Genomic DNA, 24,754 nt, shown 5'->3' on the forward strand with positions numbered 1-24,754 from the left:
CATTTCAGGCAAGGGCTGCGTGTGACTTCCTACTCTCTCGCGACGTCTTTTTTCGCTCGTTTTTGTGGACTTCCCGCGACGATGCTGGATGAATTGACGGGTGGTCGGTGCTGGCAGTCGGCCCAGGATGTGCTGGCGCTCGATGATGAACTGTTGAAGGAATCGGAAGAGCTGAGTGACCTGCTCTACACGGCGATTGGCGGACTCGGTAATCCCTCCTTCAAGCCGCGTCTGGTGGCGTTACGCCGCAGTATTCACGGCATGCGTCTTCCCGCGCGTAGGGAATGGGGCGAGGAGTTGGCTCGGGCGCTTCCCCGGGACACATCGGAGCGCATTGAGCGCTGGCAGGACAATCTGCACCGACAACGTGACGCCCGTCGTGAACTCGCTGCCGCCGTGGAGCAGGACCGCGCGGACGAAACGGCCCGGCTGTTCAAGATCGCTGCCGATCCGGTGTTCAGGCACGCCCTGTCGCAGGCCAGTCCCACCCTGCTGGACGAACTGGAGCGCTGCCGACCGGGCGGCCGGGCCCGACTCAAGCGCCGTACCGTCGTCGGGCTGACGAAGTTCGCCTCCCGTGCCGCTACGAAGACCAGTCCGTACAGCACCTTCACGGCGACGGCCGCTGGCACCTGGTCGGCTGACGGGCCGGTGCTGTCCTCATCGGGTGAGGACAGGATCGCTTGCGTTCTCGAACTGGACCGGATGGTCCTGGGACAGATCCTCGGCGCCCTTCTGGCACGCGAGGACGTCACCCGAGGCCTCCTGGTGCGCCCCAATCCCAGCCTGCGCGAGGTGAACGGCCGGTACACCTTCCTCGGCCGTCGTCCGGCCGAGTCGCTGGTGTCCCTTCCCGCGGCACCGCAGATCGCCGCATCCCTGCGCATCGTGGGGGACCAGTGCTCATTGGTCCACCTGCGCGACACGCTCGCCTCCCGAGCACGCAAGGGCACGGACGCGGCGGCACGGTTCTGCGCGCAGCTGATCACGATCGGAGCTCTGGAGTACGCCGGCCCGGTCTGCGACCAGTCCGAGAATCCGCTGGACGACCTGATCGGACACCTTGTCACCACGGCCCCCGACCTGAACGCCGTGACGGCCGATCTCACCGCTCTGCGCGACGAACTCACCCGAGAACTGCCCCCCACGCAGATCGAGGGCTACCGCACGAGGCAGACCGCCATCGCGCGGCTGCTCACCACGATTGGCCACCGGCTGGAGCTGAACTGGCCGCCGCCGGACGTGCTCGGCAAGGTCGCCTTTCACGAGAACGCGGTCCTGCCCGACAGTTCACTGACCGCCTCGATGACCGAGTGGCGCCCTGTCCTCGACGATCTGGATGTGCTGCGTCGCTGGCTGTCATTGCACGATCGCATGTTGCCGGTCCGGATCGCGCTCGGCGTTTACGTCAGGCACCGCTTCGGTGCGGGAGCCACGCCGGCCTTCCTCGACATGCACGCCGCGATCCAGTCCGATCTCGCTCGCGACGACGTCGACTGCCCCGACTGGCTCCTCCCACTGCGTCCCTTCCTGCAGCTCAGCCAACCTGCTCCGCCGGATGCGCTGGAGCACAACGCCGTTCCCGAACTGGCGCTGCTCCATCGGCTGCGCCGGGAGTCGCTGGAAACCGTGCTGTCCGGTGAACGGGACGGTGCCGTGCTCAGGACCGACCCCGCGGTTTTGGCCGAGCTGGCCGCGGGCTGGCCCGACTGGGTCCGTCCCCCGGGTTCGATCGCCTGTTACCTCCAGACGGAGATCGTCGCCGACCGGCTGACCGCGGTGGTCAACACCATCAGCGGCGGATACGGCAAAGGCGCGGGACGCTGGTCCCGGTTGCTGCGCCAAGGGGGCGGGCAGCAGCTTTCCGCCGGCCGGTCCACACCCACCGCGGAACACGCCCCGGCCCTCGCCGAGTTGTCCGGAACCTTCGGAGTGTCCGTCAACCTGCGTGCTCCCACGGCGCCGTACGAGATCGACTATCCGTACACCACGACCGCCCGGCCCGCGACGGAGCGTATCCCGCTGCGCGATCTCGTCGTCCGGCACGACCCCGGCACCGGCACGCTGGAGCTGGCGGCGCGACCGGGAAACCGACGCATTCAGCCCGCTCACCTGGGGATGATGGCCGATCCGCTGCTGCCCCCCGCGGCGCGGCTGCTGCTCGCGGCCTTCGGACAGTCGTACCTGCTGCACCCGAGCCTGTCCCTGCTCAAACCCGCCCTGTCCGGCGGTACGCGGGGCGTGGAGTTCCTGCCGAGGGTGGAGGTGGGGCGACTCGTCGTGCAACGGGCGGAATGGCGGGCCCCGATCGACCAGGTCCCGGTGGTGCGCGCCGGAGAGACGGACGCGGAGCACCTCCTGCGGCTGGCGGGCTGGCTGCGTGTGCACGGCATCCCGCGGCGGTCCTTCGTACGGCTGCACACGGCCGACGGCGACTGGGTGAACAACGTGTTCGCCAAGTCCCGCAAGCCCATGTTTCTGGACTTGGCCAGTATGTCGATGCTCGCCGTGTTCCAGCACATGACCAAGTCCTTCACCGGGCACGTAGCCTTCGAAGAGGCTCTGCCCGACCCCGCCCACGCCCGCCCGCTTACGGGCTCCGAGCCCCGGGTCGCCGAAATCGTCGTCGAACTGACCGCGGACGGCTCCTCGTGAGCGACGGCGGATGGATCAGCGCGCATCTGTTCCACCATGGAGACCTGGACCAGGTGCTGACCGGATTGGTGGATCCGCTCGCCGAAGAGATGCGGGAGCGTGCCTTGGCGGACCGCTGCTTCTTCCTGCGGTACTGGGACGGTGGCCCGCACATCAGGCTGCGCGTCCTGCCCAAGAACGACGCGGTGCGGGACGACGTGCGCAGGCTGATCGAACACCGGGCCGCAGCTTACTTCGCGCGCTGCCCGGCTCCGGACGTACTGACCCAGGAGGAGTACCTGGCCTCCGCTCAGGAGATCGGAGCCTGGGAGGGCGTGGTCCCTACCGAGCGCATGTACACCAACAACTCGGTGCACTTTCTGCCGTATCAACGTGAACATCATCGCTACGGTCGCGGCCGAACGGTGGAAACCGTGGAGGAGCACTTCGCCGAGTCCAGCACACTGGCACTCGCCCAGCTGCGTTCCGGCGCCGGACGGCAGCGGCGTGAAACAGCCGTGCTCTGCTGCCTTCTGATCGCCTGGCTGCTCGGCAGCGCGGACGTGCCGGACCTCGCCCGGCGCCAACTCGCAAAGGCCGGCCCGCGGGGTAGCGGCCAGGCTGCGCTGTACGAGCGACAGCGGGACCAAGTGCTGGCCCTGGCGGCCACCATGCGCAGGTCCGCGTGGGAACGGCGCCGGCTGTCCAGCGACGGCGGCACCCTGTGGCGATGGACGTCCTCGCTGACGAGGGTGGTGGACGCGCTGAACGCGGACGCCACCGCCCCGTCCGCCGAGTCGGCGGCAGACCTGTGCGCGCACCTCTTCGCCAATAGGGTCGGCGTGCGCGTCGACACCGAGGGAGTGCTGCGCTATCTGGCCGCACGCGCGGTCACCGACCCGGACGGACCCCAGGGGGAATGATGTGGCGGACGTTCTGTGTCACCTACTACGACGAGGACCGCACCGGACTGCTGCTGGAGGCCGTGAAGCCCTTGGTGGAACGGATCTCTCCGCACGTGTCCTCGGTCCACCATCTGCTGCACTGGCTGCGCGGCCCGCATGTGCGCATCAATGTCGACGCCTCGCCGCAGGTCTTCGAAGCCGTCGTCCGTCCCGCGATCGACGAGTTGGTCAAGGGCTACCTGGCCAAGCACCCGTCAACGGCGTCGGTCGACACGGCGGCGATGGTCTGCCGGCACGAGCGGCTCGCCGAACTCGAGCACGAGCAGGGCGCATTGACTCCGCTGTGGCCCGACAACTCCGTGCGGGAGACCCCGTACGATCGGCGATTGCATGTCCACGGCAGCCCCCGTGCCGCTGACCTGCTCGCCGACTTCTACGCGTCGACGACACCGCTCGCCTTCGACACAGTCAGCCGTCTGCGCACCAACGGCGGCCCGCTCGCCGGGCTCGCCTTCGACACCATGATCGCCTCGGCGCACGGACTGTCCGGCACCGGGCTGCGCCAGGGCTTCGTCTCGTTCCGTTCACATGCCGACGCATTCCTGTCCTGGTGGCCGGAGGCCGAAGGGCTCCGCCAGGCATGGGACCGGCACTACGCGACCCATCGCGACAAGCTCGTGCGGCGGGTCGAAGCGCTGCAGACCGCCATCGACTCCGACGCGACGGAACCCGTTCTCGTACGCCGTTGGCTGGACACCGCGGGTGCCGTGGTCCGACGCGGCGCGGAACTGATCGCGGGGGGCGAGATGACCATGGATCCGCCGTGGGCGCATCGATCGGCGCAGGACGACGAGTCGGTGAGGGCCATGCTGCGGAAGAGTCCGTTCCACAGCCATCCGCGCCCTCCCGGTGTCGAAGTCGACAGGATCTGGTTCGACGGGTACCGGCTCGCCCTCAACTACACGTATTTGCACCTCACCCGGCTCGGGCTGGCTCCCGTCGAGCGGTTTCTGCTGTGCCATCTGGCGGCGAACGCCGCCGAGGACCTGTACCAGGTGGCTGCCACCGATGTGCTGCTCCCCGCACCCGGGCAGGCGCCGTCGGCTGGTTCCCCGCAAGTCCGGGAGCCGTCGTGACCGCATTGCGTCGGCTGTACCGGCTCACGGAGGGGGTGCGGTGCCTCACCTCCGGCTCGGGAGCCACGGCACTCCTGCGCTGGCCCCATGCCGAGGAGGTCGGCAGGCTCTCCGCTCAAGAGCACGCCGTGCTGCGCGAGCTTGTCGAGGACCGGTCGCCGGAGGAATTGGCTGCGCTCTGCCCGGCCGACAGCACCGCGTCCCTGCTCAAGACCCTGGTCGGGGGCGGGTGGGTGGCGACCACCGTCCTCTGCGGTGAGCGGATGCTGTACGGCACGCAGGCCCGGTGGCCGCCGCGCCCGTCCCCGGTGCCCGGCCGCCCCCGCCGGCTCTCGCGATTCGTGTCGCTCAGGCAGGACGGGGATGGAGTGCTGGTGTCGTCGCCGATCGCCTCGCGCACCCTGCGGATCGTTGACACCCGGCTCCTGGAAACCGTCGTGACGGCGGGCGCGGCCGAGGATCCGCAAGGCTTTCCGGCCGAGGCGGCACGGTGGTTGCTGACCGATCTGGACGATGCGGGGCTTCTGGCCACCGCCGAGGAGACCGGTGAGCTGCGCGGAGCTCAGTGGAGCCCGCACGAGCTCGCCTTCCACCACGACAGCCGATTGCGGCGCGACCACCGGATGGGCGAGGACTTCGGCGGCACCTACTGGGCGACGGACCGCTTCGACCCGCCGCCGTCCCGGCACCCGGTGTGGGGAACCTCGGACCTTTCGCTTGCGCACCCCGATCTCGAACGACTGCACGCTCAGGATCCGCCCCTGTCCGTGGTGATGGAGGGGCGCAGGTCGGTCCGCTCGTACGACGAGGACGATCCGCTGACCGTCGAGGAACTGGGCGAGTTCCTGTTCCGGACCGCGCGGGTGCGCGCGACCGGTCAGGACACCGGCCTGGAGGTGTCGGACCGGCCGTGGCCGGCGGGCGGCGCAGCCCACGAATTGGAGGTGTACCCGTTGGTGCACAACGTGCGCGGCCTGTCTCCCGGCCTGTATCACTACGATCCCCACGAGCACGGGCTGTGCCCGGTCCCGGCTACAGCGACCGCCCTGCGCTGGCTGATGACGTCATCAGCGGCCGGGATGACTGGTAGCGCCACGCCACAGGTGCTGTTCGTGATCGCGACCAGGTACGGCCGACTGGCCTGGAAGTACCAGGCGATGTCCTACGCCCTGACCTTGAAGCACGTGGGCGTGCTCCAGCAGACCATGTATCTTGCCGCGACGGCGATGGGACTGGCGCCGTGCGCCCTCGGCGTCGGGGACGCAGACGCTTTCACCGCCGCCACCGGACTCGACGCACTGGAGGAGACCAGTGTCGGGGAGTTCGCTCTCGGACGGCCTGCCTCGCCGGAAGACGGGAGGAGGGTGTGAGGCCCCAGCTCCGTTCCGACGCCTTCTTCGCGCCAGTGGCACACGGTGTGATCTGGCTGAGCAGCGCGGGTGAGGTAACCCTCAAGGGAACGTCGATCGCGGCTGTCACGCAGCGGCTGGCCCCACACCTGAACGGCCGCAGGACAGTGGAAGAGCTCACCGCGACGCTGTCGGACCAACACCGCTCCCTGGTCGTCGAACTGATCGACGTACTGCTCGCGAAGGGCCTGGTCCGGGACGCTGCTGCCGAGCAGCCGTCTGCCCTGTACGTCACCGGCGACGCGGTGTACGAGCGCTTCGCGGGCGGCAGGGCGTTGGTCGCCGCCCCAGGACCGATGGTCGCCGCGTGCGTACGGGCTCTGTCCCGTGGCGGAGTGCGGAAAGTGACTGCTCGGATCGACGCACGCGACCAGGACACGGAGGGCACGCCGGACGGCAGGGTACAGAGCGACGTGCTGGACGACGCCGTGGACAACGACGGTCTGGAGAGTGTCGACTTCGTACTGCACCTGTTCGACTGCGAGCGTATCGGTCATGCTCGCCGTCTCGCGGCACTCTGCGCGCGGCGCGACATCCCCCTGGTTCAGGCGCTCGTGTCGGCGGCTGAGGTCCTCATTGGTCCGCACCCCGCCCTGGACTGGGAGACGGTGTGGCGGCGGCTCGCTCCAGAGGACAGACACGCCTTCCGCACTGCCCGCATGCCCCCGATGTCAGGCGCATGTCTGCCCGTTCTGGCCAATCATCTCGCGTTTCTGCTGTACCGCCAGGTCACGGGGACATCAGGCGCCGCCGATTCCCGTCTTCACGTCTTCGACACCGGCACATTGGAGCGGACCTCGCACCGCGTGCTGCCTCTCCCGCCTCCGACCGGGTCGGTGAGGCGGTCACGCGAACGGTTCGAGGCATCCGTACGACGGCTGCGGGCAGGAAGGAGGTTGACCGAGGAGGAGCTCTCGACTCGTGTCATGGCTGCGATCGACGAGCGGTTCGGGCCGATCCGACGCTTGGACGAGGCCGACTTGCCGCAATTGCCACTCCGGCAGACGCGTGCCGTCGTCGCCGACCCGTTCTCCGCCGACCGTGTGGAGGTGACGGCGTACGGACCGAACTTCCGCTCAGCCAGGCACCGGGCCGCCCTGAAGTCCGTCGGGACGTACGGTGTGCTCGCCTCCGGTCCACACTTACCGCAGGCCGGTTCGCGCCGTGCGCGGTGGGGCCTGCGTCTTGGCCCCGACGAACCGCGTCTGGTCGATGTCGATGGCGCTCCCGGCGCCATAGGGGACCAGGAAGTCGGGGTCGGCGTCGGCGTCGGCCTCGACTGGGGGCAGATGGTGACCGCCGCCGTCCTCGCCCGCTATCAGGCCGACCTGTTCACCGGCTCCGACGGTATGTCCTCGCTGATTGACCGGCCCTGTCCGTCGATCGACGAGAAGGCGGTCGCCTCGGATCCCGCCGTCCGGAGGTATCACCGACTGCTCGGCGCACTGGGCCATGATGTCTGCCTGTACGACCTGACAGGTGCCGCAGGAGTGCCGACGGTGGGTTGCGCGCTGGACGGAGCTGTCCTCCACGTGGAGAGCGCGCTGAGCTGGACCGCCGCCGCGCGCGGCGTCATCGAGTACGTACTGGCGGCAGCACAGTCGGGCGTGCTCCCCGGCGCCGTGCTGGCCGAGCCGGCCGCCTGCGGCGGCACGTGGAAACCTCCCAGGGACATCACGCCTGCGGACGTGATCGCCGCGATCCGGGGCACCGGCCGAGAGCCAGTCCTGATACTCCTGGACGACGACCCGGCGATGGCCCAGGTTCTGCCCTACGCCGGAAGGGTGGTGCTGCTCGATGAATGACGTGACACCGGTCGTGGGCCTGCTGGGGGACGGCCTCCTCCGGGATGCGGTGGAAGTCTGGCTGGACAAGAAGGTCCGACTGCGTGACGCGGCCGATCTGCCGCAGGACGAGCACGACGGGCTTGTCGCCCTTGTGCTCCTCTCGGACAGCTGGACGGACGCTCCCCTCAACTCGCATCCCGGCATCCAAGTACCCGTTCTTCCAGTGACCGCCGAACTGGGCCACGTGGTCGTCGGACCGCTGACGTCGCCCGGCACCGCCGGCTGCTGGACCTGCGCCGACATGCGGCGCCGCCGTAACCATCCCGGTCGCTACGCCGTGGTGGACCGGAACCGTGACGCCCTTGCCCGCAGCCCGGCGCCCTGGCTGACCCCTTTCTCCACCGATGCCGTCGCGGCGCTGGTCGCCGATGAGATCACCGCGCTGGCCTCCGGCGCTGCGCCTCGTTCGGCGGCGGCCTTCCTGCGTGTCTCACTGGAGGACCTGGCGGTACGCACTCACCTGGTGCTACCCGAACCGCTCTGCTCGGTCTGCGGAGAGCTGCCCGAGGACACCGCCGCGCGTGGCCTGCTCACCCTGTATCCCCGGCCGAAGCCCCGCCCCGAAGCGTTTCGGATCCGCAACGCCACCGATGAACACCAGGCGCTTCTGCGCCTGTTCGTCGACAGCGAGGCGGGCCTGATCAGAGAGGTCAGCACGGGAGACGAAGGCGGCCTCCCCGTTGCCAGGGCACCGCTGCCGATACGAGGACACACAGCGGAGGAATCCGGGTGGGGCCGCAGTGACAGCTATCGAGCCGGCGCGGCGACCGCCGTGCTGGAGGCGGTCGAGCGGTGGGGAGGATTGCAGGCGGGGGGCAAACGGACGGCCGTCCGCGCGACATACCGCGAGGTGCGCGAGACGGCTGTGGATCCGCGCACGCTGGGGCTCTACACGCCAGAGCGGTACCAGATACCCGACTTCCCTTTCACTCCCTTTCACGAAGATCTGCCGATGCACTGGGTATGGGCCCACTCCTTCGCCCGGAACGAACCGGTTCTGCTACCGGAGAGCTATGCGTACTACGGCGCCCACGTGCTACGGCCGGACGAACCGCGTTTGGCCTACGAGATCTCGAACGGTTGTGCCCTGGGTAGCTGTCTGGAAGAGGCCATCCTCTACGGCCTCCTCGAAGTCGCAGAGCGTGACGCCTTTCTGATTGCCTGGTATGCGCGTCGTCAGGTGGCCAGGATCGACCTGGCCTCGGCCCGTGACCCGCGGGTTCGCATGCTCGCCGCGCATCTGGAGGAAGAGACGTCGAGAACCATCACCGTGCTGGACACCACGGTCGAACAGGGTCTGCCATGCGTGTGGGCCATCGCCGTCGACCGTACGAACGACGGCGACCGAGCCAGGGCCGTGTGCGCGGGCGGATCCCATCTCGTCCCCGAGCGTGCTGTGCTCAACGCGTTGTGCGAACTGGGCCCGATCCTGGCCAGCGTGGACCGATCGTATGCGCAGCATCGCCGGCGGGTCACTGCCATGGCCGCGGACTCCTCACTCGTGCAGACCATGGGCGATCACTCTCTCGTGTATGCCGACCCCTCGGTCTTCTGCCGGCTGGAGTTTCTGTTCTCCTCCCCCGAACGGCGGTCACTGGAGGCGATGGCAGCCAGGAGCATCCCCATCAGTGCCGATGACCTGACCAAGGACGTCCGGCATGCCATCGACCGGTATCTGCGGACGGGACTTGACGTGCTGGTCGTCGACCAAACCACTCTGGAGCAGCGAGCCGGCGGGCTGGCCTGCGTCAAGGTCGTGGTTCCGGGAACCGCACCGATGACCTTCGGGCACGAGATGCGCAGAGTGGACGGGCTGTCCCGGCTGTTCGACGTGCCACGTCTGCTCGGCGACCCAGCTCCGCCCTCGACCGTGGCCGGGCTCAACCCGTTTCCCCACCCGTTTCCGTGAGTTGCCGAGCGGCCTCTCTCCGGACGGCGGGCAGACGCGGATGTCCTCGGCCGCGGCCAGCCATTCGGTGAGCTGGGTGAGCGATGTACGAGGCTGGAGAGCGTGGGAGCCGAAGAGCCTGCCAGGGTGACGCCGGCGGCCGAGACGGGCCACCTTTCCGTGGGCTGTTGTTGTACGGCGAAAACGAGATCTGGTACGACCACACGTCACAGCCCAGCACGATCTCTGTCGGCCTCGTAATGCGTAGGTCTCGGGTTCGAATCCCGAAGGCGGCCTTGAACGCGCCGGTGCGAAGAATCCCTCGTCAGACCCGCGTCACCGCGAACGCCGCAGCAGGCCCCGGTGCCGGGAGCCCTGGTTGGTGGGCGGGACAAGGATCTTTTCCGCCGCGGCGATGAATTGTCTGCGCGCATCGGCGAAGGCGCTGTCCGCCTGGGCGTTCTGCACGAGGCGGTCGTCCAGATCCAGCCGCATGCGCCAGACGCCCGCCTGCCGGGCGGCCGCCGCATGGACGGCGTCGGTCAGTTCGCCCATGGGTGCGGGGCCGGTGATGGCGACGTTCGTCGCCGCTCGGCGCAGCGCGTCCAGCGCGGCGTCGGTCGACTGCCACAGTTCCCAGTAGGCGTCCTCGCTGCGCCATTCGAGATCCAGGTGGGCCTCGATGACGGCGTTGATGCTCTGCCGGAACGCCTCACACTGGTCGAGCACGGTCGCGAAGGCGACGCGTCGCTCGTCGCGCAGGCGGTGCCGGACCTGGAAGGCCTCCTGGTCCCGGGCCTGCCGACGTGAGGCCCTGGCCTGGAGAACCGGTCCGGTCAGCCCGGCGGCCAAGGTCCCTCCGATACCCAGGGCGGTCGCCCAGATGATCGCGTCGGCTTGGTCCATGCCGCACATCATGCCGCTGCCGCACCCGTCGATGGCTGAACTTGACTGATTGCTACGGGACTTGGGCCGCCAGCGCGTCGGCGACGCATACCATGCCGCGGGAACCGGCGAGCCGACCGCCCCGGGAAGCACCTGGTGACCGCCCCTGTGGGCGACAGCACAACGGAGCGCCACGGCACCGGGTGTGGCGCCCGACACAAGCAAGACCGGGTGTGGCTCCCCGTGCCAGGGAGGCGGCCGAGTGTGACCGTCGCGAACATCCCGCTGTCCGGCCCCGCACGGCTCCAGAGCTCGGAATGCCACCGTTTCGTCGCAGCATGACCGGCCCAGCGACTCACGTCTCCGGCCACCGGTCCAGCTATCCGGCTTGGTCTTGGTCCTTCAGGGCGCCGGGCCCAGGATGGTGATGCGGCCCCCGGGCCAGTCGCAGCAGGCCGCGGTCCGCGTACTCGCGCAGGACTTTGGTGCAGGTCTCGTCGAGCACGGCGTTGATCTGCCCGGCACTCACAGGAGTCGGTGACTCCATGGCCGCACAGGTCACATCCAGTTGTCGGGACCCGGGTCGCCGCCCGCCGCCACGGTCGCGAGCCGGTCCACGTAGTGCGCCCAGCCCTCCTCGTGTGCCGCGCACGCCTCCGGGGAGGGCAGGCCGCTGTGGACCAGGCGCAGCGGCGTGCCCTCGGCGACCGGTTCGAGGGTGCTCTCGACTGTCGTCGAGCCGGGCGGCACGGGCAGCCGACCCGGACACCGTCTACGCGGCGATCTCCACGACCGAGGGAATCCGCAGCTGGTCGTGTTCGGCGCGGTCGAGCAGATCGCCGAGCAGGGCCGAGCCACCGGGGGCTACGGCCCGCCCATGCCCGTCTCCGCCGACGCGCCCGCCTTCGGCCGTGCGCTCGGTGCCGGCGGGAGGAATCCAGCATGGGACGCCTGACCTCCGGGCGGAGGGCGTCCCGCGGCAAGGACGTGGCACCGACATGATCATCGACGAGACGGCGGAGCGCCTGATCCCGTTCCTCGTCGACAAGGGGGCGGGCTATGCCCTGCCGTACCCCGGCATGCGCCGGTGTACGGCCGACTGGCGGTTGTCGGGCGAGAGGGGACGCCGGGCTCCGAGTCCGGGCCGCCTCCGCCTCCGGCTCCGGCTCCGGCTCAGCGGAACGCGGCGACGTGCTCCTCGGCCCACTCGGCGAAATCCCGTGCCGGGCGGCCCGTGATGCGCTCCACCTCGGGGGAGACGGGTGTGGCCGCGCCGTTCGTCCCCTCGCGGAACATCTTCAGCACGGTGTCCGCCGCGGCGCGCGGTACGCCGCCCGCGATCATTCCCTCCAGCGCGCTGTCGTGGCTGATCCGCTCCACACGCAGTTCGTTGCCTGCCTCGCGTCCCAGGGCCTCGCTGAGGAGGCGTACCTGTTCGGCGAAACTCACCGCCCGAGGGCCGGTCAACAACGGGGATGTGCCGAGGAGTTCGTCGGTCAGCAGTGCCTGGGCGGCGACGGCGGCGATGTCCGCCTCGTGGATGGGCGTGGTCCGCGACTCCGGGTACGGGAGGGGGACGGTGCCGTGGCGGCGGATGCCCTCGGCCCACTGAAGGCAGTTGGTGGCGAAGGCCTCGGGCCGCAGGTGGGTGAACTCCACGCCGGAGCCCGTCACTTGGGTTTCCATGTCGCGGTGGTGGGCGGCGAGGAAGTTCTCCGGATCGTCGCTGAGTGCGGACGCGGAGGAGAGGGTGACGATGCGGCGCACCCCCTCCTTGGCCGCGCGGTCGAGGAGTTCGTCGATGCCGTTCCAGAAGGCGGCGGGGTTGAGGAAGACGGCTTCCACGCCGTCCAGCGGCAGTTCGTCAGTGCGGGCCGTCTCCACCCCGTCGGGCAGGTCGGCCCTCGCCGGGTCGCGGGTGAGGGCGCGGACCGGGGCGTCCGCGGCGAGCAGGGCGTCGACCAGGGGGCGGCCGACGTTTCCGGTGGCTCCGGTGACCAGGATCATCTGGGGCTCCAACTATGCGGTGCGGAGGGCGACTTGGTGGGGTCGCCCGGCTTGGCGCTCCATAGTTCAACTGCACGGATGAACTTGTCAAACAAATAGATGAGAGCCCCTGCGGCCTGCCCCCGCTCCCGGGTAACCTGCTTCGGTGACCGACCAGCAGCACCCCGAAAAGGCCCCTAAGAGGAACCCACGGCGCGCCCCCGCCCCCGACGAGCGCCGCCTGGATCCCGAGCGCACCCGGCGGCTGCTGGTGGAGGCCGCCATCGACGAGTTCGCCGCCAAGGGGTACGCGGGCGCGCGTGTGCAGGACATCGCGGACCGCGCCGGGGTCAACAAGCAGCTCATCGCCTACCACTTCGGCGGCAAGGAGGGCCTCTACCAGGAGCTGGACCGCCAATGGCTGGCCCGCGAGGCGACGTTCGCCACCCCGGACGTTCCGCTCGACGAGCTTGTCGCCCGGTATCTCCACATGGCCTTGGACGACCCCCGTTTCGTTCGGCTCGCCCTCTGGCAGAGCCTCACCGGCAGCGCCGCGGGCGCGCAGCCCGAGGACCTTTCCGACCTCCAACGACGTCAGAACGAGGGCGAGTTGGGTGCGGAGCTCGACCCGGCGGCGGTGATGCTCATGCTGTACGCCCTCGTCATGGCCCCGCTTGCCCTCCCGCAGACCGCCCGCCAGCTCTTCGGCCTCGAACCCGACTCCCCCGAGTTCCGCAGGCGCTACACCGAGCAGCTGCGCCGTCTCGTCCGCCGCCTCGCGGACCGGACGCGGGGCGCCGAGGCGCCGACTGGTTCGGAGAGCGGGGAACGGGCTGGTGCGGCTGGTTCGGAGAGCGGGGAACGGACTGGTGCGGCTGGTTCGGAGAGCGGGGAACGGACTGGTGCGGAGGGCTCGGAGAACGCGGAACGGACTGGTTCGGGCGGCGCGGAACCGGAGGCACCACGCCCGCCCTCCCGGTGACTGCGGGTATCCGCCCCCGGCGGCCGACCGCAACGTGCGACCGCGTGGTCCTGGTCTCGGGCTTTCGCCCTCTGGGACCGTCTGAATGCCGCGGTGATCAAGCTTCGACCGCTTCTCGCGGGAGGTACGGGCTGAAGTGGTCGGCGACGACTTCTGCCATCGCGGTGGCGTCGCGGGAGCCGTCGACTTCGATCACGCGGATGCCGAGTTGGTGGGCGGTGCGGACGGCGTCCTCGGCGACGAGGCGGTCGCGGGTGAGGCGGTTGGCCTGTGCTCGGGCCGGGTCGCTGACGCGGTGCCCGAGCGAGGCGGCTCGGGGTAGCTCGCGGGCCTGGTGTCGGCGGAACTCTGGTGTGGGCACCATCACGACCATCCGGCGCGGGGAGTCGATGATGCGTGCGACGAGTTCGGGGCGGAGTCCCCAGCCTTCGGCGATGATCGGGTGGCCCGAGACGAGCGAGCGCAGGTCGTCCAGGGCCCATTCGAACCGGACCGGGAACCCGGCCAGGGTCTCGGTGGCCATCTCTTCCGGGGTCGGGTGGACCCACACCTTGTCGGGATCGGGCTCGGTGGCGGGCTCGCCGAGGCCGACGCGACGGGCGATCCGGCGATCGTTGTGACCGCGGGCGTCCTGGTAGTCGTAGTGATAGACGGTGATGCCGTACTGGACGGCCAGGAGCCGGGACACGGTCGACTTGCCCGCCCATTGGCCGCCGCCGATCCACAGCGCGCGGTGCAATGTGCCGAAGGGATCCCAGACTTCGCTGTCCGCGAGGGAGTTCTGACTGGTCACCTAGCGTCCTCCTGAGTTGAGGTGCGCGGCTGACTGCGACGGTGTAGGTCGCCCAGCAGCCTCCGGTCAGATGCTGCCAGGCGACGGCTGACCCTTCGCGGAAAACCGCCCCCTCTCAGCCGATCGTGCGGCCCAGGTACGCGGCAAGGCGGTCGGTGGCGCTCGCTCCGGCGGGTGCCGGCTGTGGCGGGGCGAAGGAACCGCCGGGAGTTCTGGGCAGGGCACCGTAGATCGCCTGGGCCGCGGGCAGGGTGGTCTCGGCGATGTCCGGGAGGAAGTCGGTCGGCCGGCCGGTCGCCTTGGCCAGGTCCCAGCCGTGGACCAGCATTTCGATGACGACCTGCTCGACCAGCCGCCAGCCAGGGGCCGGGCCGTAGTGCTGCTCGGTCATGCCCGGCCGGCGAAACGCCGTGAGTGTCGCCCGCGCCGCGGAGCGGAACGCGGCTGCCGGGTCGCCGCCGAGGTGGTCGGCGGTGAAGTCGGAGCGGGGGGTGCCGTCGGCCAGGCTCGTCCACAACAGGTTCTCCCAGACCAGGTGGTTGAGCAGGGTGCGTACGTCCCAGTCGGCGCACGGTGTGGGATCGCTCAGCTGCTGCGGTTTCACGGCGGCCACCATCCTCTCCACCTCGGCCAGAACCCGGGTGCAGGCGTTCAGCAGGCGAGCCGGATCGGTCGTGTTCCCCTGATCGTCGACCATCGCCGCGATGCCCGCGGTCCGCGCCCCCGGCTCGGAGTGGGTTCGCAGCGCGGTCATGAGCCACTGGCCCGGCACGGCCATGCTCGGCAGTGGTGGCCGGCCGTTGATGATGCACATCAGCTGCCCATAGCGTTCGGTTCTGGTGTCGGCGGCGACTTCGAGTTGTTCCAGCAGCCGACGCCGGGCGTCGGGGCCGTCGCCGTCCGGGGGGCGGCGAGTGCCGGACTGGGTGGGGATCCATGCCTGGACGATGTCGGCCACGATCGGCTCGGAGGCCGGTGAGTCCGCGGCGATCCCGTCCTCGATCGCCGCGGTGACCCGCCGCACCCACATGTCGGTGACGTCCTGCACCGCTCGGAGAGTCTGCTCGTCGTGCTCACCCGGTGCGTGCTCGGCCGAGTACTCGGCCATGCGGCGCATCGCCGTGCGCAACGCGGGGTCGCGGACGAGTTCCGCCAGCTCGATCCAGGCGTCGACCTGCTCGGCGGTGGGCTCCGCGGGCAGGTTCGGGGTGGCGGCGAGCAGTCCCTGCCGGTAGGTGGGTACGTCCAGGTCCTCGATCGTGCTCAACACGAACTCGTGGATGATCGCCGTGCGCTCGGCCGCGGACAACCGCGCCACCTTGGTCATGATGGTGAACTCCTCAGTCGTGGTGCTGCGGTGGACGACCGACCGCAGCACCGCCTGCTGTAGTCGAAGTGTGCGGATCTGCGCTTCCAGCGCGTCGGCGTGGACCGCTGCCGCCTCGGCCAGGCCACGCGTGCGGTCGACAACGCCGCGAATGGCATCCAGGCCCAGTCCGAGATCACGCAACGTCCGCGCCAACTCCAGCCGAGCCACTGCCTGGGCGTCGTACAACCGGTAGCCGGCCGACGTACGGCGCGTCGGCGGCGCCACTCCGACGTCGGACCAGTGGCGGATCAACTTCACCGACAATCCGGTACGTTCCGCCGCCTCACCGATGCTCAACAAGGCCGTGTCCTCGATACACACGCGACTCACCATCGGGTCTCCCACGGTAGGAGAGTCAACCCGGTTGTGCGGACTCGGTCATGTGGGCTCGGTTGTATGGGCTCGGTCTTGTGGTGACTCGGGCATGTCCACTCCCGGGACGGCAAGGCGAGGCAACTGGATTGCCTGTCAAAGCCGTTGACCGGCTCCACATGCACCAGCACAATGAGCGCGCATCGCTGAGAGCGCTCTCAAACACAAGGGAGACCCATGACCGGCAGCCAAGGCCCAGGCCCGGGCCCCGCGTTCAGCCGCCGTACGCTCATCGGGACCGGCCTCGGTATCGGTGCCGCGGCGCTCACCGTGGCCGGCTCCGGCGCGGCCCACGCGGCCGGGGCCCGGGATGCCATCGGGACTTCCGCCGGCCGTCGAGCCCAGCGTCGCGGGCATGCCTTTCTCGCCGCCGCCATGGACTCCTATCCGGACCACGGCAGCATCCGCCTGACCCAGAGCTACACCGACCAGGCGGGTCTGTTCAGCACCGCGTTCACCTACGACAACGCCCTCGCGATCCTGGCCCACCTCGCGGCACGTACCGCGGACGGCCGGGCCAGAGCCGTGGCCCTCGGCGACGCGCTGCTGTACGCCCAGGCCCATGACCCGGCGTACGACGACGGCAGGCTCCGCCAGGCGTACAACGTCGGGCCGTACACCTTCTTCGACGGTTCACGGCAGCCGGACGGCTTCGTACGGGCGGACGGCACCGCCAACGTCGGCACGCAGTTCGGCTTCACCGGAACGGCCGTGGGCGACATGGCCTGGGCGGGCATCGCGCTCAGCGCACTGGCCCGCCGGACCGGGGCCCGCCGCTTCCTCGACGGTGCTGTGCGGATCGGCACATGGATCGAGCGGACCGGCCGCACCGACGAACCCCTCGGCGGCTACAAGTTCGGCGTCAACGGAGCCAACGAGAAACTGCCCTTCACCTCGACCGAGCACAACACGGACCTGATCTGCCTCTTCGGACGGCTCGCCCGGCTCACCGGGGACCGGGTGTGGCGGGAGCGGCGCGCGCGTGCCGAGGCCTTCGTCAAAAAGATGTGGGAGCCGTCCGGCGGCTTCTTCTACACCGGCACCAACGACGGTGTGACGGTCAACAAGTCGCCGATCCCGGAAGACACCCAGACCTGGACCCATCTCGCCCTCGGCTCTTCCTCGTACTCACGGTCGCTGGACTGGGCTGCCGCCGAACTCGCCGTCCTGGATCACGCCGACCGGCGGAACAGCACGGTGCCCCCGGGCCAGTCGTACGTCGGGGTCACCTTCAGCTCCGCCAGTCTCCTCGCGAACGAGGACGCCCCGATCGCCGAGTTCCAGCCCAAGCCCGACCGGAACGGAGTGTGGTTCGAGGGAACGGCCCACCTCGCGCTCGCCCTTCGGGGCCGCGACGGACGCGGCGACGAGGCGCCCGCCCGCCGGCTGATCGCCTCCATCGAGCGGGCCCAGGACCTGCTCGGCGGCGGCCAGACCGTCGGCGACAAGGCACTTCCCGAGCGTTCCGGAGTCGTCTCGGCGAGCAGCCCCCTCGACACCGGTTTCGGCTTCGGCTACTACCCGTACCGGCACACGGGCGCGACCGCCTGGTACCTGCTGGCGGCGGCGCGCTCCAACCCGTTGCGGGCCTGAACAGGGCAGAGCGACGGCTGGGATCCCTCAGCCCCGGATGCGTTCCCTCAGCCCCTGATGCTTCCGGCGGTGAGCCCGCCGAAGGTCGGCCGCGGTGCGCCCCACGACATCAGCGTGCGCGCTGAGCAGGAAACGGACAAGTCGGACTCGCATGAATGTGTCCGCGAATCTGTGGCGCTGTTGGCGCCGGGTGGCGGCCCTGCAGTAGACCGGGCGCATGCGCCCGGAGCCTGGTGAAGTACTGCACTTCTCGGAAGACCCCACGATCACGGTGTTCCATCCGCACGTCGCCGCCACCGCCCAGCAGCCGGAGGCGTACGTCTGGGCCGTCGACGAGGTCCAGGCCCCGGCCTACTGGTTTCCCCGCCAGTGTCCGCGGGCCATGGCCTGGGTCACCCCGGGAACGTCGGCGTCCGACCGTGAACGCGTCCTTGGTCCGGGCGGCGGTGAGCGAGTTCACGCCATCGAGTACGACTGGGTGGAGCGGTTCCTGGGCGTCGAGCTGTTCGCCTACCGGTTCTCCGCCGCTGCCTTCCGGCCCTTCGGCGGGCCGGAGCCGCACGCCTTCGTGGCGACCGAGCCCGTCGAACCGCTCGGTCCCGCACAGCCCGTCGGTGATCTTCTGCGGCTCCACCGGGACGCGGGGATCCAACTCCGCGTGCTCGACAGCCTCTGGGAGTTCTGGGACTCGGTGATCACCAGCACGCTGCAGTTCAGTGGTATCCGGCTGCGGAACGCCACGCCGAGGCCGCAGGCCCATCAGTGACCTGCGGAGAAGAAGTACTTAACGTGTCCTTATTGTGAACGACTAGCATCGCTCCCTGTTGTCGAACTAGGTGGGGTGGGCGTCGTGTCGGTGGGCCCGCGGATCGCGGTGGCCGTGGTGACCATGGGGAATCGGCCCGTTGAAGTCGACGCGCTGCTGGCCTCGGTGGCCAAGCAGGACCTCGCGCCCGAGCGGATCGTGATCGTGGGGAACGGCTGCCCCCTGCCCGAGTTCACCGGACTGCCCGGCGAGGTCACCACCATCGAGGTCGACGAGAACCTCGGATGCCCGGGCGGGCGGAACGTGGCGTTGCGGCGGCTCAGGGAGTTCGGGGACGTGGATGTCGTCGTGGAGCTCGACGACGACGGGTTGCTCGTCGACTGCGATGTCCTGCGGAAGGTACGGGACTTGTACGCCGCCGATCCGCGCCTCGGCATCGTCGGGTTCCGGATCGCCGACGAGAACGGCGAGACCCAGCGGCGCCATGTGCCCCGGCTCGGCGCCAAGGACCCGATGCGCGGCGGGCCGGTGACCGGCTTCCTCGGCGGAGCGCACGCTCTCTCCATGAAGATGCTCGCGGAGACCGGCGACTGGCCCGCCGAGTTCTTCTTCGCGCACGAGGAGACCGATCTGGCCTGGCGGGCCGCCGATGCCGGGTGGACCATCCGATACGAGCCGGAGCTGCTGCTCCAGCACCCCAAGACCTCGCCCGCCCGGCACGCCATCTACTACCGCGTCACCGCCCGCAACCGCGTCTGGCTGACCCGGCGTCGGCTGCCCCTTCCGCTCGTCCCGGTCCACCTCGGCGTCTGGATCGCGCTGACGCTTCTGCGTACGCGGTCGGTCGGCGGGTTGCGCGCCTGGTTCGGCGGGTTCGTGGAGGGGATCAGGGAGTCGGGCGGGGAACGGCGGCCGATGCGATGGCGGACCGTATGGCGGCTTGCGCGGCTGGGGCGGCCGCCGGTCATCTGAGGGGCCGGGCGGCAGGGGCGTTCATTTGGCGTCCGCATAACACTCCACCACGGCCGTCGTGAACGGAAACCGCACCGGCGTCTGACCGAACGTCAGCCGCCCCGCCAGGTCCGCCGCTTCCCGGATCGCCGCCACGACCGCGTCCGCCTCCTCGGCCGGACAGTGCACCATCACCTCGTCGTGCTGGAAGAAGACCAGTTCGGCGGCCATCCCCGCACAGGTGCGCCGGAGTGCGGCGAGCAGCAGCAAGGCCCAGTCGGCCGCGCTGCCCTGGACGACGAAGTTGCGGGCGAAGCGGCCACGGGCGCGGGAGTTGGTGGAGGCGTACCCAGGGGCCCATTCCTGGCCGTCGGCGGCGTCGACGGTCTCGGCGGTCCGGTCGGCCTCACCGGGCTCGTCCTGCGGGATCCCCGCCTCCTCCGAGGACGAGTCGTCGGCACCCGCCGCCGGAGGACACGTCCGCCCGAGCCACGTACGCACGAGCCGTCCCTCCTCGCCCGCCCGCGCCGCGTCGTCGACGTAGGCGACCGCCCTGGGGAAGCGGCGGCGCAGCGCGGCGAGGTTCTTGAGACCGTCCCCGGAGGTCTGCCCGTACACCGCGCCGAGCACCGCGAGTTTCGCCTGGTCGCGGTTGCCGGCGAAGGCGCGGTCGGAGACGGACTGGTAGAGGTCGGTCTCCCGGCCGGCGACCTCCATCAGGCCCGGGTCGCGTGAGATCGCGGCCAGTACGCGGGGCTCCATCTGGTCGGCGTCCGCCACGACGAGCCGCCAGCCCGGGTCGGCGATCACCGCGCGGCGGATCACCTTGGGGATCTGCAGCGCACCGCCGCCATTGGTCACCCAGCGTCCGGTGACCGTCCCGCCCGGCACGTACTCGGGCCGGAACCGCCCGTCCCGCACCCAGTCCTGCAGCCACGACCAGCCGTGGGCGACCCAGATCCGGTACAGCGTCTTGTACTCGAGCAGCGGCTTCACCGCCGGGTGGTCGACGGACTCGATCTCCCAGCGGCGCGTGGACCGGATCCTGATCCCGGCCTGCGCGAAGGCCTTGATGACGTCCGCGGGCAGATCGGGCCGCACCCGGCGCCCGAACGCGGCCGACACCTCGTCCGTCAGCTCGGCCAGCCGCCGGGGCTCGCCCCCGCCCGCGTACCGCTCACCGAGCAGCTCGTGCAGCACCTCGCGGTGCACCGCCGCGCTCCACGGCAGCCCGGACGCGTTCATCTCGCCGGCCACCAGCGTGCCGGCCGACTCGGCTGCGGTCAGCAGCAGCATCCGCTCGGGGTGAGCCGTCGCCTCGTGTCTTCGCAGCTGGTGCGCGTACACCTCGATGAGCTGTTCCAGCGGTACGTGCACGGGGCGCGGCTCGAAGAGGGAGGACTGCGAGCCGGGTTCGGCCGAGCGCTGCGGGGGGTCCGGCGGTACGGGGCCGCCGCGCAGCCTCGCCAGGGCGGCGGCCGCCGACCGGGGCTCGCCGAGCCGTCCCTCGTGGCCGAGGAGGAGGGTCTCGGCGACTTCGATGTCGTAGCACCGCTCCACGCGGACGCCCGCGGCGAGCAGGTGGGGATAGACCTCGTCCGTCGCCCGCCACACCCAGCGGGCGACGTCCGGCCGGGAGCGTACGGACTCGGCGAGGTCCGGCTCCCGCGCCACCGGTCCCGCGGGCAGCCCGTCGGCGCCGAGGCGGGCGACCTCGGCGCCACCGTCCTCGGCCGGCGCGAGAGCCCACCGGTCGGTCATGGTGGCGAGTGTGGCAGGGGGGTCTGACAACGGGACCGGAACAGGGCCACGGGGTCTGCCCCCTGCTGGTCACTCCTGGCCGGTCTTCAGTGCCGTCAGCGCCTGCTCGACGCCGGCCTCCGCGGCCGTCTTGTCCACACCCAGCCCGCTGAGTACGCCCGTCCCGCCCTCGTGCTCCAGCAGCGCGAGCAGGATGTGTTCCGTGCCGATGTAGTTGTGGCCGAGGCGGAGGGCCTCGCGGAAGGTGAGTTCCAGGACCTTCTTGGCGCCCGCGCCGTAGGGGACGAGTTCGGGAACGCTCTCGGCCCTCGGCGGGAGCGCGGCGCTCGCGGCCTCGCGTACCGACTCCAGGGGGATGCCCTGTGCGGTGATCATCGCCGCGCCGATTCCCTCGGGCTCGGTGATGAGGCCGAGGACCAGGTGTTCGGGGTGGGTCAGGTCGTTGCCGGCGGCCTTGGCCGCGCTGTGGGCGGCCATCACCACGTTCCTGGCCCGCGGGGTGTAGCGGCCGAAGCCCTGGCTCGGGTCGAGGTCCGATTCGGCCTTCGGCACGAACCGTTTCTGGGCGGCCTGGCGGGTGACCCCCATGCTCTTGCCGATGTCCGTCCAGGACGCGCCCGAACGCCGGGCCTGGTCCACGAAGTGGCCGATCAGGTGGTCGGCCACGTCGCCCAGGTGATCCGCGGCGATCACCGCGTCCTGGAGTTGGTCCAGCGCGTCCGTGTGGACCTTCTTGATGGCCTCGATGAGGTCGTCGAGCCGGATGGAGGTGGTGGCGCGTGGGTTCGTGGTCATGCGTCAACCGTAGGTTGACACCCGAGGGGTGTCAACCCTGGGTTGACGACGCTGTGGAGGTGTTGCTCCGGGGACGCTACTTCGGGGACGCCACGAGCAGTCGCACCGCGAGCCCGGTGAACACCGTCCCGCTGAAGATGTTCAGGCCCCGGGCGACCCGGCGGCTGCGGCGGAGTACGTCGGAGAGGCGGCCGGAGAGCAGGCCCACCGAGGCGTCGAAGGCGAAGCCCATGACCACCAGGGTGACGCCGAGGATCAGGAACTGGGTCATGACGTGGCCGAGTCCGGGGTTCACGAACTGCGGCAGGAACGCGACGTTGAAGAGGATCACCTTGGGATTGAGGAGGTTGGTGACCGCGCCCTGCCAGAAGGCGCGCCGCCGCCCCGGGCCGAGGGTGCCGCCTTCCTCGACCGGTGCCGAGCGGTCCCGGAACGCTTTGATCGCGAGGTAGAGGAGGTAGGCGGCGCCCACCCAGCGCAGTACGTGATAGAGGGTCGGCAGGGTGGTGAACAGGGCCGAGAGGCCCAGCATCGCGGCGACGGCGTGGACCAGCATCGCGAAGGCCACGCCGGCGGCGGCCATCACGCCCGCGACAGGGCCCCCGCGTCCGCCCATCGCCACGATGAACATCATGTCGGGTCCGGGGCTCACGACGAGCGCGAGGGCGGCGACCAGAAACGCTGCGTAGAGGGAGGTGTCGACCATGGGGCCATGCTTTGCGGCCCGCGTGCGGCGGGGCGACCCAATTTCACGGGCTGAGACGGCGGCGGGCGGCTGCAGGGCGCCCTTCAGGGGCGCGGGGAACTGCGCGACCAGCCACAACGCACCCGCACCGAACCACGACCCCGGGGGGCCTGGGGGCGCAGCCCTCAGTTCCGGGAAGGGGCGGGCTCGGGGAAGGGAAAAACCACCGCCCCCACCCCGTGGCACGATCGACGCGTGAGTACGCCCAGCACCGTGGACCGCGCCTTCGAGACCGCCCTCTACGCCGACACCGACGCGACCCTGGACACGGGCGCCTCACTCCTCGCGGCCGACCCCTCGGCGGACGCCGAACTCGTCCTGCGCGGCGAGGACTTCATCGTCGCGGCCTGGCGGCGCGGCTGGCAGCCCGCCGATGTCGTACGGATCGTGCGACGCGAGCTGGACGAGACGCACGTACAACTGGCCTCGGGCCTGATCCTCGGCAGCGAGGCCCGGCGGAAGCAGACGCGCGGCCGCCGCTGGGAGGCGCAGCTCGACGAGCTGGACCCCGCCCCCGTACGCACCGACCGCTTCTCGTACGCGACAGCCGTGCTGGAGCTGTACCGCCTGCTGCTCCGCCTCCCGCCCCTCGAACCGCTCGACGATCCGCACCACCATCAGCTCCACGGGACACCGGAGGAGCGGCGGCCCGAGTCCCGCATGCTCACCCGTATACGCGCGCTGCTCGCCAAGGCGGAGGCGACCGGCTTCCCGGAGGAGGCGGAGGCGCTCACCGGCAAGGCGCAGGAGCTGATGGCGCGCCACAGCATCGACGAGGCACTGCTCGCGGCGGGGGCGCCCGCGGGTGACGCGCCCGGTGCGTGCCGGATCGGGGTCGACCCGCCGTACGAGACGGCCAAGGCCACGCTCCTCGACGCGGTCGCCACCGCGAACCGATGCCGGGCCGTGTGGAACGAACCCCTCGGCTTCTCCACCGTCGTCGGTTTCGAACCCGATCTGGAGGCGGTCGAACTCCTCCACACCTCACTGCTCGTGCAGGCCACCGCCGCGATGACGAAGGCGGAGGCGGCAGCGCGCGCCGCCGGCCGCCGCCGCACGAAGACCTTCCGCCAGTCGTTCCTGGCGGCGTACGCCCAGCGCATCGGTACGCGTCTGGCCTCCGCCACCGAGACCCAGGTGACCCCCGACCTTCTCCCGGTCCTCGCCACCCGCGAGGTGGCGGTCACCGCCCGCACGGACCGCATGTTCCCGGAGACGACCACGACCCGCGTGCGTGGGGTCAACGACGCGGCGGGCTGGAACCAGGGCGCCGAAGCGGCGGACCGGGCTCAGGTGGAACCGCGTCAGCGGCTCCCCTGACGGTTCCCGGCAAGCCGCCCGTCGAGCCGGAGTCGTACTCGGACTCGTCTCAGAGTCGGACTCGTACTCAGAGCCGGACTCGAAGTCGGGCTCAGGTGCCCAGGTCGGCCGTAGGCAGACCCGTCGGCAGCTTCCCGCCCTCCGACTTCGTGTACGTCTCCTCGCCGAAGCCCTCCCAGTTGACCTTCATGGTCGTGGAGTTGACGGACTCGACCATGCCCTTGGTCCGGTCCTTGCTTCCGTCGGTGCACTTCAGCGCGATCATCTGCATGCCCGACGTCTCCCCGGCGGTTCCGCTGCACACGGAACCGCCGGTCGAGAACAGACCGGCTTCCTTGCCGGTGATCACCAGCGCCACGGCCTTGCCGCCCTTGGTGGTGAGCCAGCTTCCCTGCAGGCCGCCGCCCTTGGACGTGCTCCCGCCGGAGCCGCCGCCGGTGTCCGCCGACTTGGTCGGCGCCGCACTCGTCTCCGGGGACGAGGCGTTGTCACCGTCTCCGTCGTCGCTGCTGCAGCCCGTCAGGACGAGCGCGGCCGCCAGTCCCGCCGTCGCGGCCGCGATCCGCACCTGCCTGCGCGGGAAGGTCGCCGAAGTCACTGAAAGTCCCCCAAGGGTG

The 24,754-nt window shown here is 70.3% G+C and carries 22 protein-coding genes; 12 read left to right on the forward strand and 10 right to left on the reverse strand.

Features of this window, described 5'->3' with window-relative positions:
* The first annotated feature begins 153 nt into the window (after positions 1 to 153).
* The 6 genes from FE633_RS32510 to FE633_RS32535 are packed head-to-tail and all read left to right on the forward strand — an operon-like array spanning position 154 to position 9,840.
* Positions 154 to 2,655, forward strand: coding sequence for a lantibiotic dehydratase (locus FE633_RS32510; RefSeq protein WP_171060203.1), 2,502 nt, complete (start codon positions 154 to 156; stop codon positions 2,653 to 2,655).
* Positions 2,652 to 3,557, forward strand: a complete 906-nt coding sequence (locus FE633_RS32515; protein ID WP_171060204.1) for a thiopeptide-type bacteriocin biosynthesis protein — start codon at positions 2,652 to 2,654, stop codon at positions 3,555 to 3,557. Before FE633_RS32510 ends, FE633_RS32515 begins: the two co-directional genes overlap by 4 nt.
* Positions 3,554 to 4,675: a thiopeptide maturation pyridine synthase gene (locus FE633_RS32520; RefSeq protein ID WP_138048765.1), complete on the forward strand. Its 1,122-nt coding sequence runs from the start codon at positions 3,554 to 3,556 to the stop codon at positions 4,673 to 4,675. Before FE633_RS32515 ends, FE633_RS32520 begins: the two co-directional genes overlap by 4 nt.
* Positions 4,672 to 6,045, forward strand: a complete 1,374-nt coding sequence (locus tag FE633_RS32525; RefSeq protein WP_138048766.1) for a SagB/ThcOx family dehydrogenase — start codon at positions 4,672 to 4,674, stop codon at positions 6,043 to 6,045. Before FE633_RS32520 ends, FE633_RS32525 begins: the two co-directional genes overlap by 4 nt.
* Positions 6,042 to 7,889: a hypothetical protein gene (locus FE633_RS32530; RefSeq protein ID WP_138048767.1), complete on the forward strand. Its 1,848-nt coding sequence runs from the start codon at positions 6,042 to 6,044 to the stop codon at positions 7,887 to 7,889. Before FE633_RS32525 ends, FE633_RS32530 begins: the two co-directional genes overlap by 4 nt.
* Complete coding sequence (locus tag FE633_RS32535) at positions 7,882 to 9,840, forward strand: TOMM precursor leader peptide-binding protein (protein WP_138048768.1); 1,959 nt, start codon at positions 7,882 to 7,884, stop codon at positions 9,838 to 9,840. Before FE633_RS32530 ends, FE633_RS32535 begins: the two co-directional genes overlap by 8 nt.
* Positions 9,841 to 10,155: 315 nt before the next feature.
* Here the strand turns inward: FE633_RS32535 and FE633_RS32540 are convergent, their stop codons facing one another.
* From FE633_RS32540 to FE633_RS49890, 3 genes are all read right to left on the reverse strand, one after another.
* The gene (locus tag FE633_RS32540) at positions 10,156 to 10,725 is read right to left on the reverse strand and encodes a hypothetical protein (RefSeq protein ID WP_138048769.1); all 570 of its coding nucleotides are present in this window, start codon (positions 10,723 to 10,725) and stop codon (positions 10,156 to 10,158) included.
* A 358-nt stretch (positions 10,726 to 11,083) separates the two neighbouring features.
* A complete protein-coding gene (locus tag FE633_RS47470; protein WP_171060205.1) occupies positions 11,084 to 11,233 on the reverse strand; it encodes a hypothetical protein in 150 nt (49 codons plus the stop codon).
* A gap of 29 nt (positions 11,234 to 11,262) precedes the next feature.
* The gene (locus tag FE633_RS49890) at positions 11,263 to 11,562 is read right to left on the reverse strand and encodes an SRPBCC family protein (RefSeq protein WP_281291302.1); all 300 of its coding nucleotides are present in this window, start codon (positions 11,560 to 11,562) and stop codon (positions 11,263 to 11,265) included.
* On the opposite strand from FE633_RS49890, the gene FE633_RS47905 reads away from it, so the two are divergent.
* Complete coding sequence (locus FE633_RS47905) at positions 11,519 to 11,659, forward strand: hypothetical protein (RefSeq protein ID WP_212747311.1); 141 nt, start codon at positions 11,519 to 11,521, stop codon at positions 11,657 to 11,659. The genes FE633_RS49890 and FE633_RS47905 overlap by 44 nt on opposite strands.
* Before the next feature lie 218 nt (positions 11,660 to 11,877).
* Here the strand turns inward: FE633_RS47905 and FE633_RS32550 are convergent, their stop codons facing one another.
* Complete coding sequence (locus FE633_RS32550; protein WP_138048770.1) at positions 11,878 to 12,711, reverse strand: NAD(P)H-binding protein; 834 nt, start codon at positions 12,709 to 12,711, stop codon at positions 11,878 to 11,880.
* A gap of 145 nt (positions 12,712 to 12,856) precedes the next feature.
* Here FE633_RS32550 and FE633_RS32555 point away from each other — a divergent pair, with 145 nt between their 5' ends.
* Entirely contained in the window at positions 12,857 to 13,672 is an 816-nt protein-coding gene (locus FE633_RS32555) for a TetR family transcriptional regulator (protein WP_138048771.1), read from the forward strand.
* Between the two features lie 97 nt (positions 13,673 to 13,769).
* Here the strand turns inward: FE633_RS32555 and FE633_RS32560 are convergent, their stop codons facing one another.
* Together FE633_RS32560 and FE633_RS32565 are read right to left on the reverse strand one after the other, a co-directional pair.
* Positions 13,770 to 14,465, reverse strand: coding sequence for a hypothetical protein (locus FE633_RS32560; RefSeq protein ID WP_246113940.1), 696 nt, complete (start codon positions 14,463 to 14,465; stop codon positions 13,770 to 13,772).
* 115 nt (positions 14,466 to 14,580) lie between these two features.
* Entirely contained in the window at positions 14,581 to 16,167 is a 1,587-nt protein-coding gene (locus FE633_RS32565) for a TIGR03086 family metal-binding protein (RefSeq protein ID WP_138048772.1), read from the reverse strand.
* A gap of 216 nt (positions 16,168 to 16,383) precedes the next feature.
* Between FE633_RS32565 and FE633_RS32570 the strand changes: the two genes are divergently transcribed.
* The 3 genes from FE633_RS32570 to FE633_RS32580 all read left to right on the forward strand — a co-directional run bounded on the left by FE633_RS32570 (position 16,384) and on the right by FE633_RS32580 (position 19,537).
* Entirely contained in the window at positions 16,384 to 17,799 is a 1,416-nt protein-coding gene (locus tag FE633_RS32570) for a Tat pathway signal sequence domain protein (RefSeq protein ID WP_138048773.1), read from the forward strand.
* Between the two features lie 217 nt (positions 17,800 to 18,016).
* Positions 18,017 to 18,565 carry a DUF6886 family protein gene (locus FE633_RS32575; RefSeq protein ID WP_138048774.1) on the forward strand — a complete coding sequence of 183 codons (549 nt, stop codon included), beginning with the start codon at positions 18,017 to 18,019 and terminating at the stop codon, positions 18,563 to 18,565.
* Positions 18,566 to 18,688: 123 nt separating this feature from the next.
* A complete protein-coding gene (locus FE633_RS32580; protein ID WP_246113943.1) occupies positions 18,689 to 19,537 on the forward strand; it encodes a glycosyltransferase family 2 protein in 849 nt (282 codons plus the stop codon).
* Between the two features lie 21 nt (positions 19,538 to 19,558).
* Here FE633_RS32580 and FE633_RS32585 read toward each other — a convergent pair whose 3' ends face one another.
* From FE633_RS32585 to FE633_RS32595, 3 genes are all read right to left on the reverse strand, one after another.
* Complete coding sequence (locus FE633_RS32585) at positions 19,559 to 21,277, reverse strand: bifunctional 3'-5' exonuclease/DNA polymerase (RefSeq protein WP_138048776.1); 1,719 nt, start codon at positions 21,275 to 21,277, stop codon at positions 19,559 to 19,561.
* Positions 21,278 to 21,346: 69 nt separating this feature from the next.
* On the reverse strand, positions 21,347 to 22,072 hold the full coding sequence (locus FE633_RS32590; RefSeq protein ID WP_138048777.1) for a Clp protease N-terminal domain-containing protein: 726 nt from the start codon (positions 22,070 to 22,072) through the stop codon (positions 21,347 to 21,349).
* 76 nt (positions 22,073 to 22,148) lie between these two features.
* Positions 22,149 to 22,778, reverse strand: coding sequence for a LysE family translocator (locus FE633_RS32595; protein ID WP_138048778.1), 630 nt, complete (start codon positions 22,776 to 22,778; stop codon positions 22,149 to 22,151).
* Between the two features lie 234 nt (positions 22,779 to 23,012).
* Here FE633_RS32595 and FE633_RS32600 point away from each other — a divergent pair, with 234 nt between their 5' ends.
* Positions 23,013 to 24,137, forward strand: coding sequence for a DUF2786 domain-containing protein (locus FE633_RS32600; protein ID WP_138048779.1), 1,125 nt, complete (start codon positions 23,013 to 23,015; stop codon positions 24,135 to 24,137).
* Positions 24,138 to 24,228: 91 nt separating this feature from the next.
* On the opposite strand, the gene FE633_RS32605 is transcribed toward FE633_RS32600, so the two are convergent.
* Positions 24,229 to 24,735 carry a hypothetical protein gene (locus FE633_RS32605; protein WP_246113941.1) on the reverse strand — a complete coding sequence of 169 codons (507 nt, stop codon included), beginning with the start codon at positions 24,733 to 24,735 and terminating at the stop codon, positions 24,229 to 24,231.
* Positions 24,736 to 24,754 lie beyond the last annotated feature (19 nt).

The sequence above is a fragment of the Streptomyces montanus genome (assembly GCF_005786655.1).
Taxonomy (GTDB): Bacteria; Actinomycetota; Actinomycetes; order Streptomycetales; family Streptomycetaceae; genus Streptomyces; species Streptomyces sporangiiformans.

Bases quoted from the DNA above. Each gene is read 5' to 3' on its own strand.
- FE633_RS32520 (WP_138048765.1), top strand. From the start codon at position 3,554: ATGATGTGGCGGACGTTCTGTGTCACCTACTACGACGAGGACCGCACC.
- FE633_RS32535 (WP_138048768.1), top strand. From the start codon at position 7,882: ATGAATGACGTGACACCGGTCGTGGGCCTGCTGGGGGACGGCCTCCTC.
- FE633_RS32540 (WP_138048769.1), bottom strand. From the start codon at position 10,725: ATGGACCAAGCCGACGCGATCATCTGGGCGACCGCCCTGGGTATCGGA.
- FE633_RS32550 (WP_138048770.1), bottom strand. From the start codon at position 12,711: ATGATCCTGGTCACCGGAGCCACCGGAAACGTCGGCCGCCCCCTGGTC.
- FE633_RS32565 (WP_138048772.1), bottom strand. From the start codon at position 16,167: ATGGTGAGTCGCGTGTGTATCGAGGACACGGCCTTGTTGAGCATCGGT.
- FE633_RS32570 (WP_138048773.1), top strand. From the start codon at position 16,384: ATGACCGGCAGCCAAGGCCCAGGCCCGGGCCCCGCGTTCAGCCGCCGT.
- FE633_RS32575 (WP_138048774.1), top strand. From the start codon at position 18,017: ATGCGCCCGGAGCCTGGTGAAGTACTGCACTTCTCGGAAGACCCCACG.
- FE633_RS32580 (WP_246113943.1), top strand. From the start codon at position 18,689: ATGGGGAATCGGCCCGTTGAAGTCGACGCGCTGCTGGCCTCGGTGGCC.
- FE633_RS32585 (WP_138048776.1), bottom strand. From the start codon at position 21,277: ATGACCGACCGGTGGGCTCTCGCGCCGGCCGAGGACGGTGGCGCCGAG.
- FE633_RS32590 (WP_138048777.1), bottom strand. From the start codon at position 22,072: ATGACCACGAACCCACGCGCCACCACCTCCATCCGGCTCGACGACCTC.
- FE633_RS32595 (WP_138048778.1), bottom strand. From the start codon at position 22,778: ATGGTCGACACCTCCCTCTACGCAGCGTTTCTGGTCGCCGCCCTCGCG.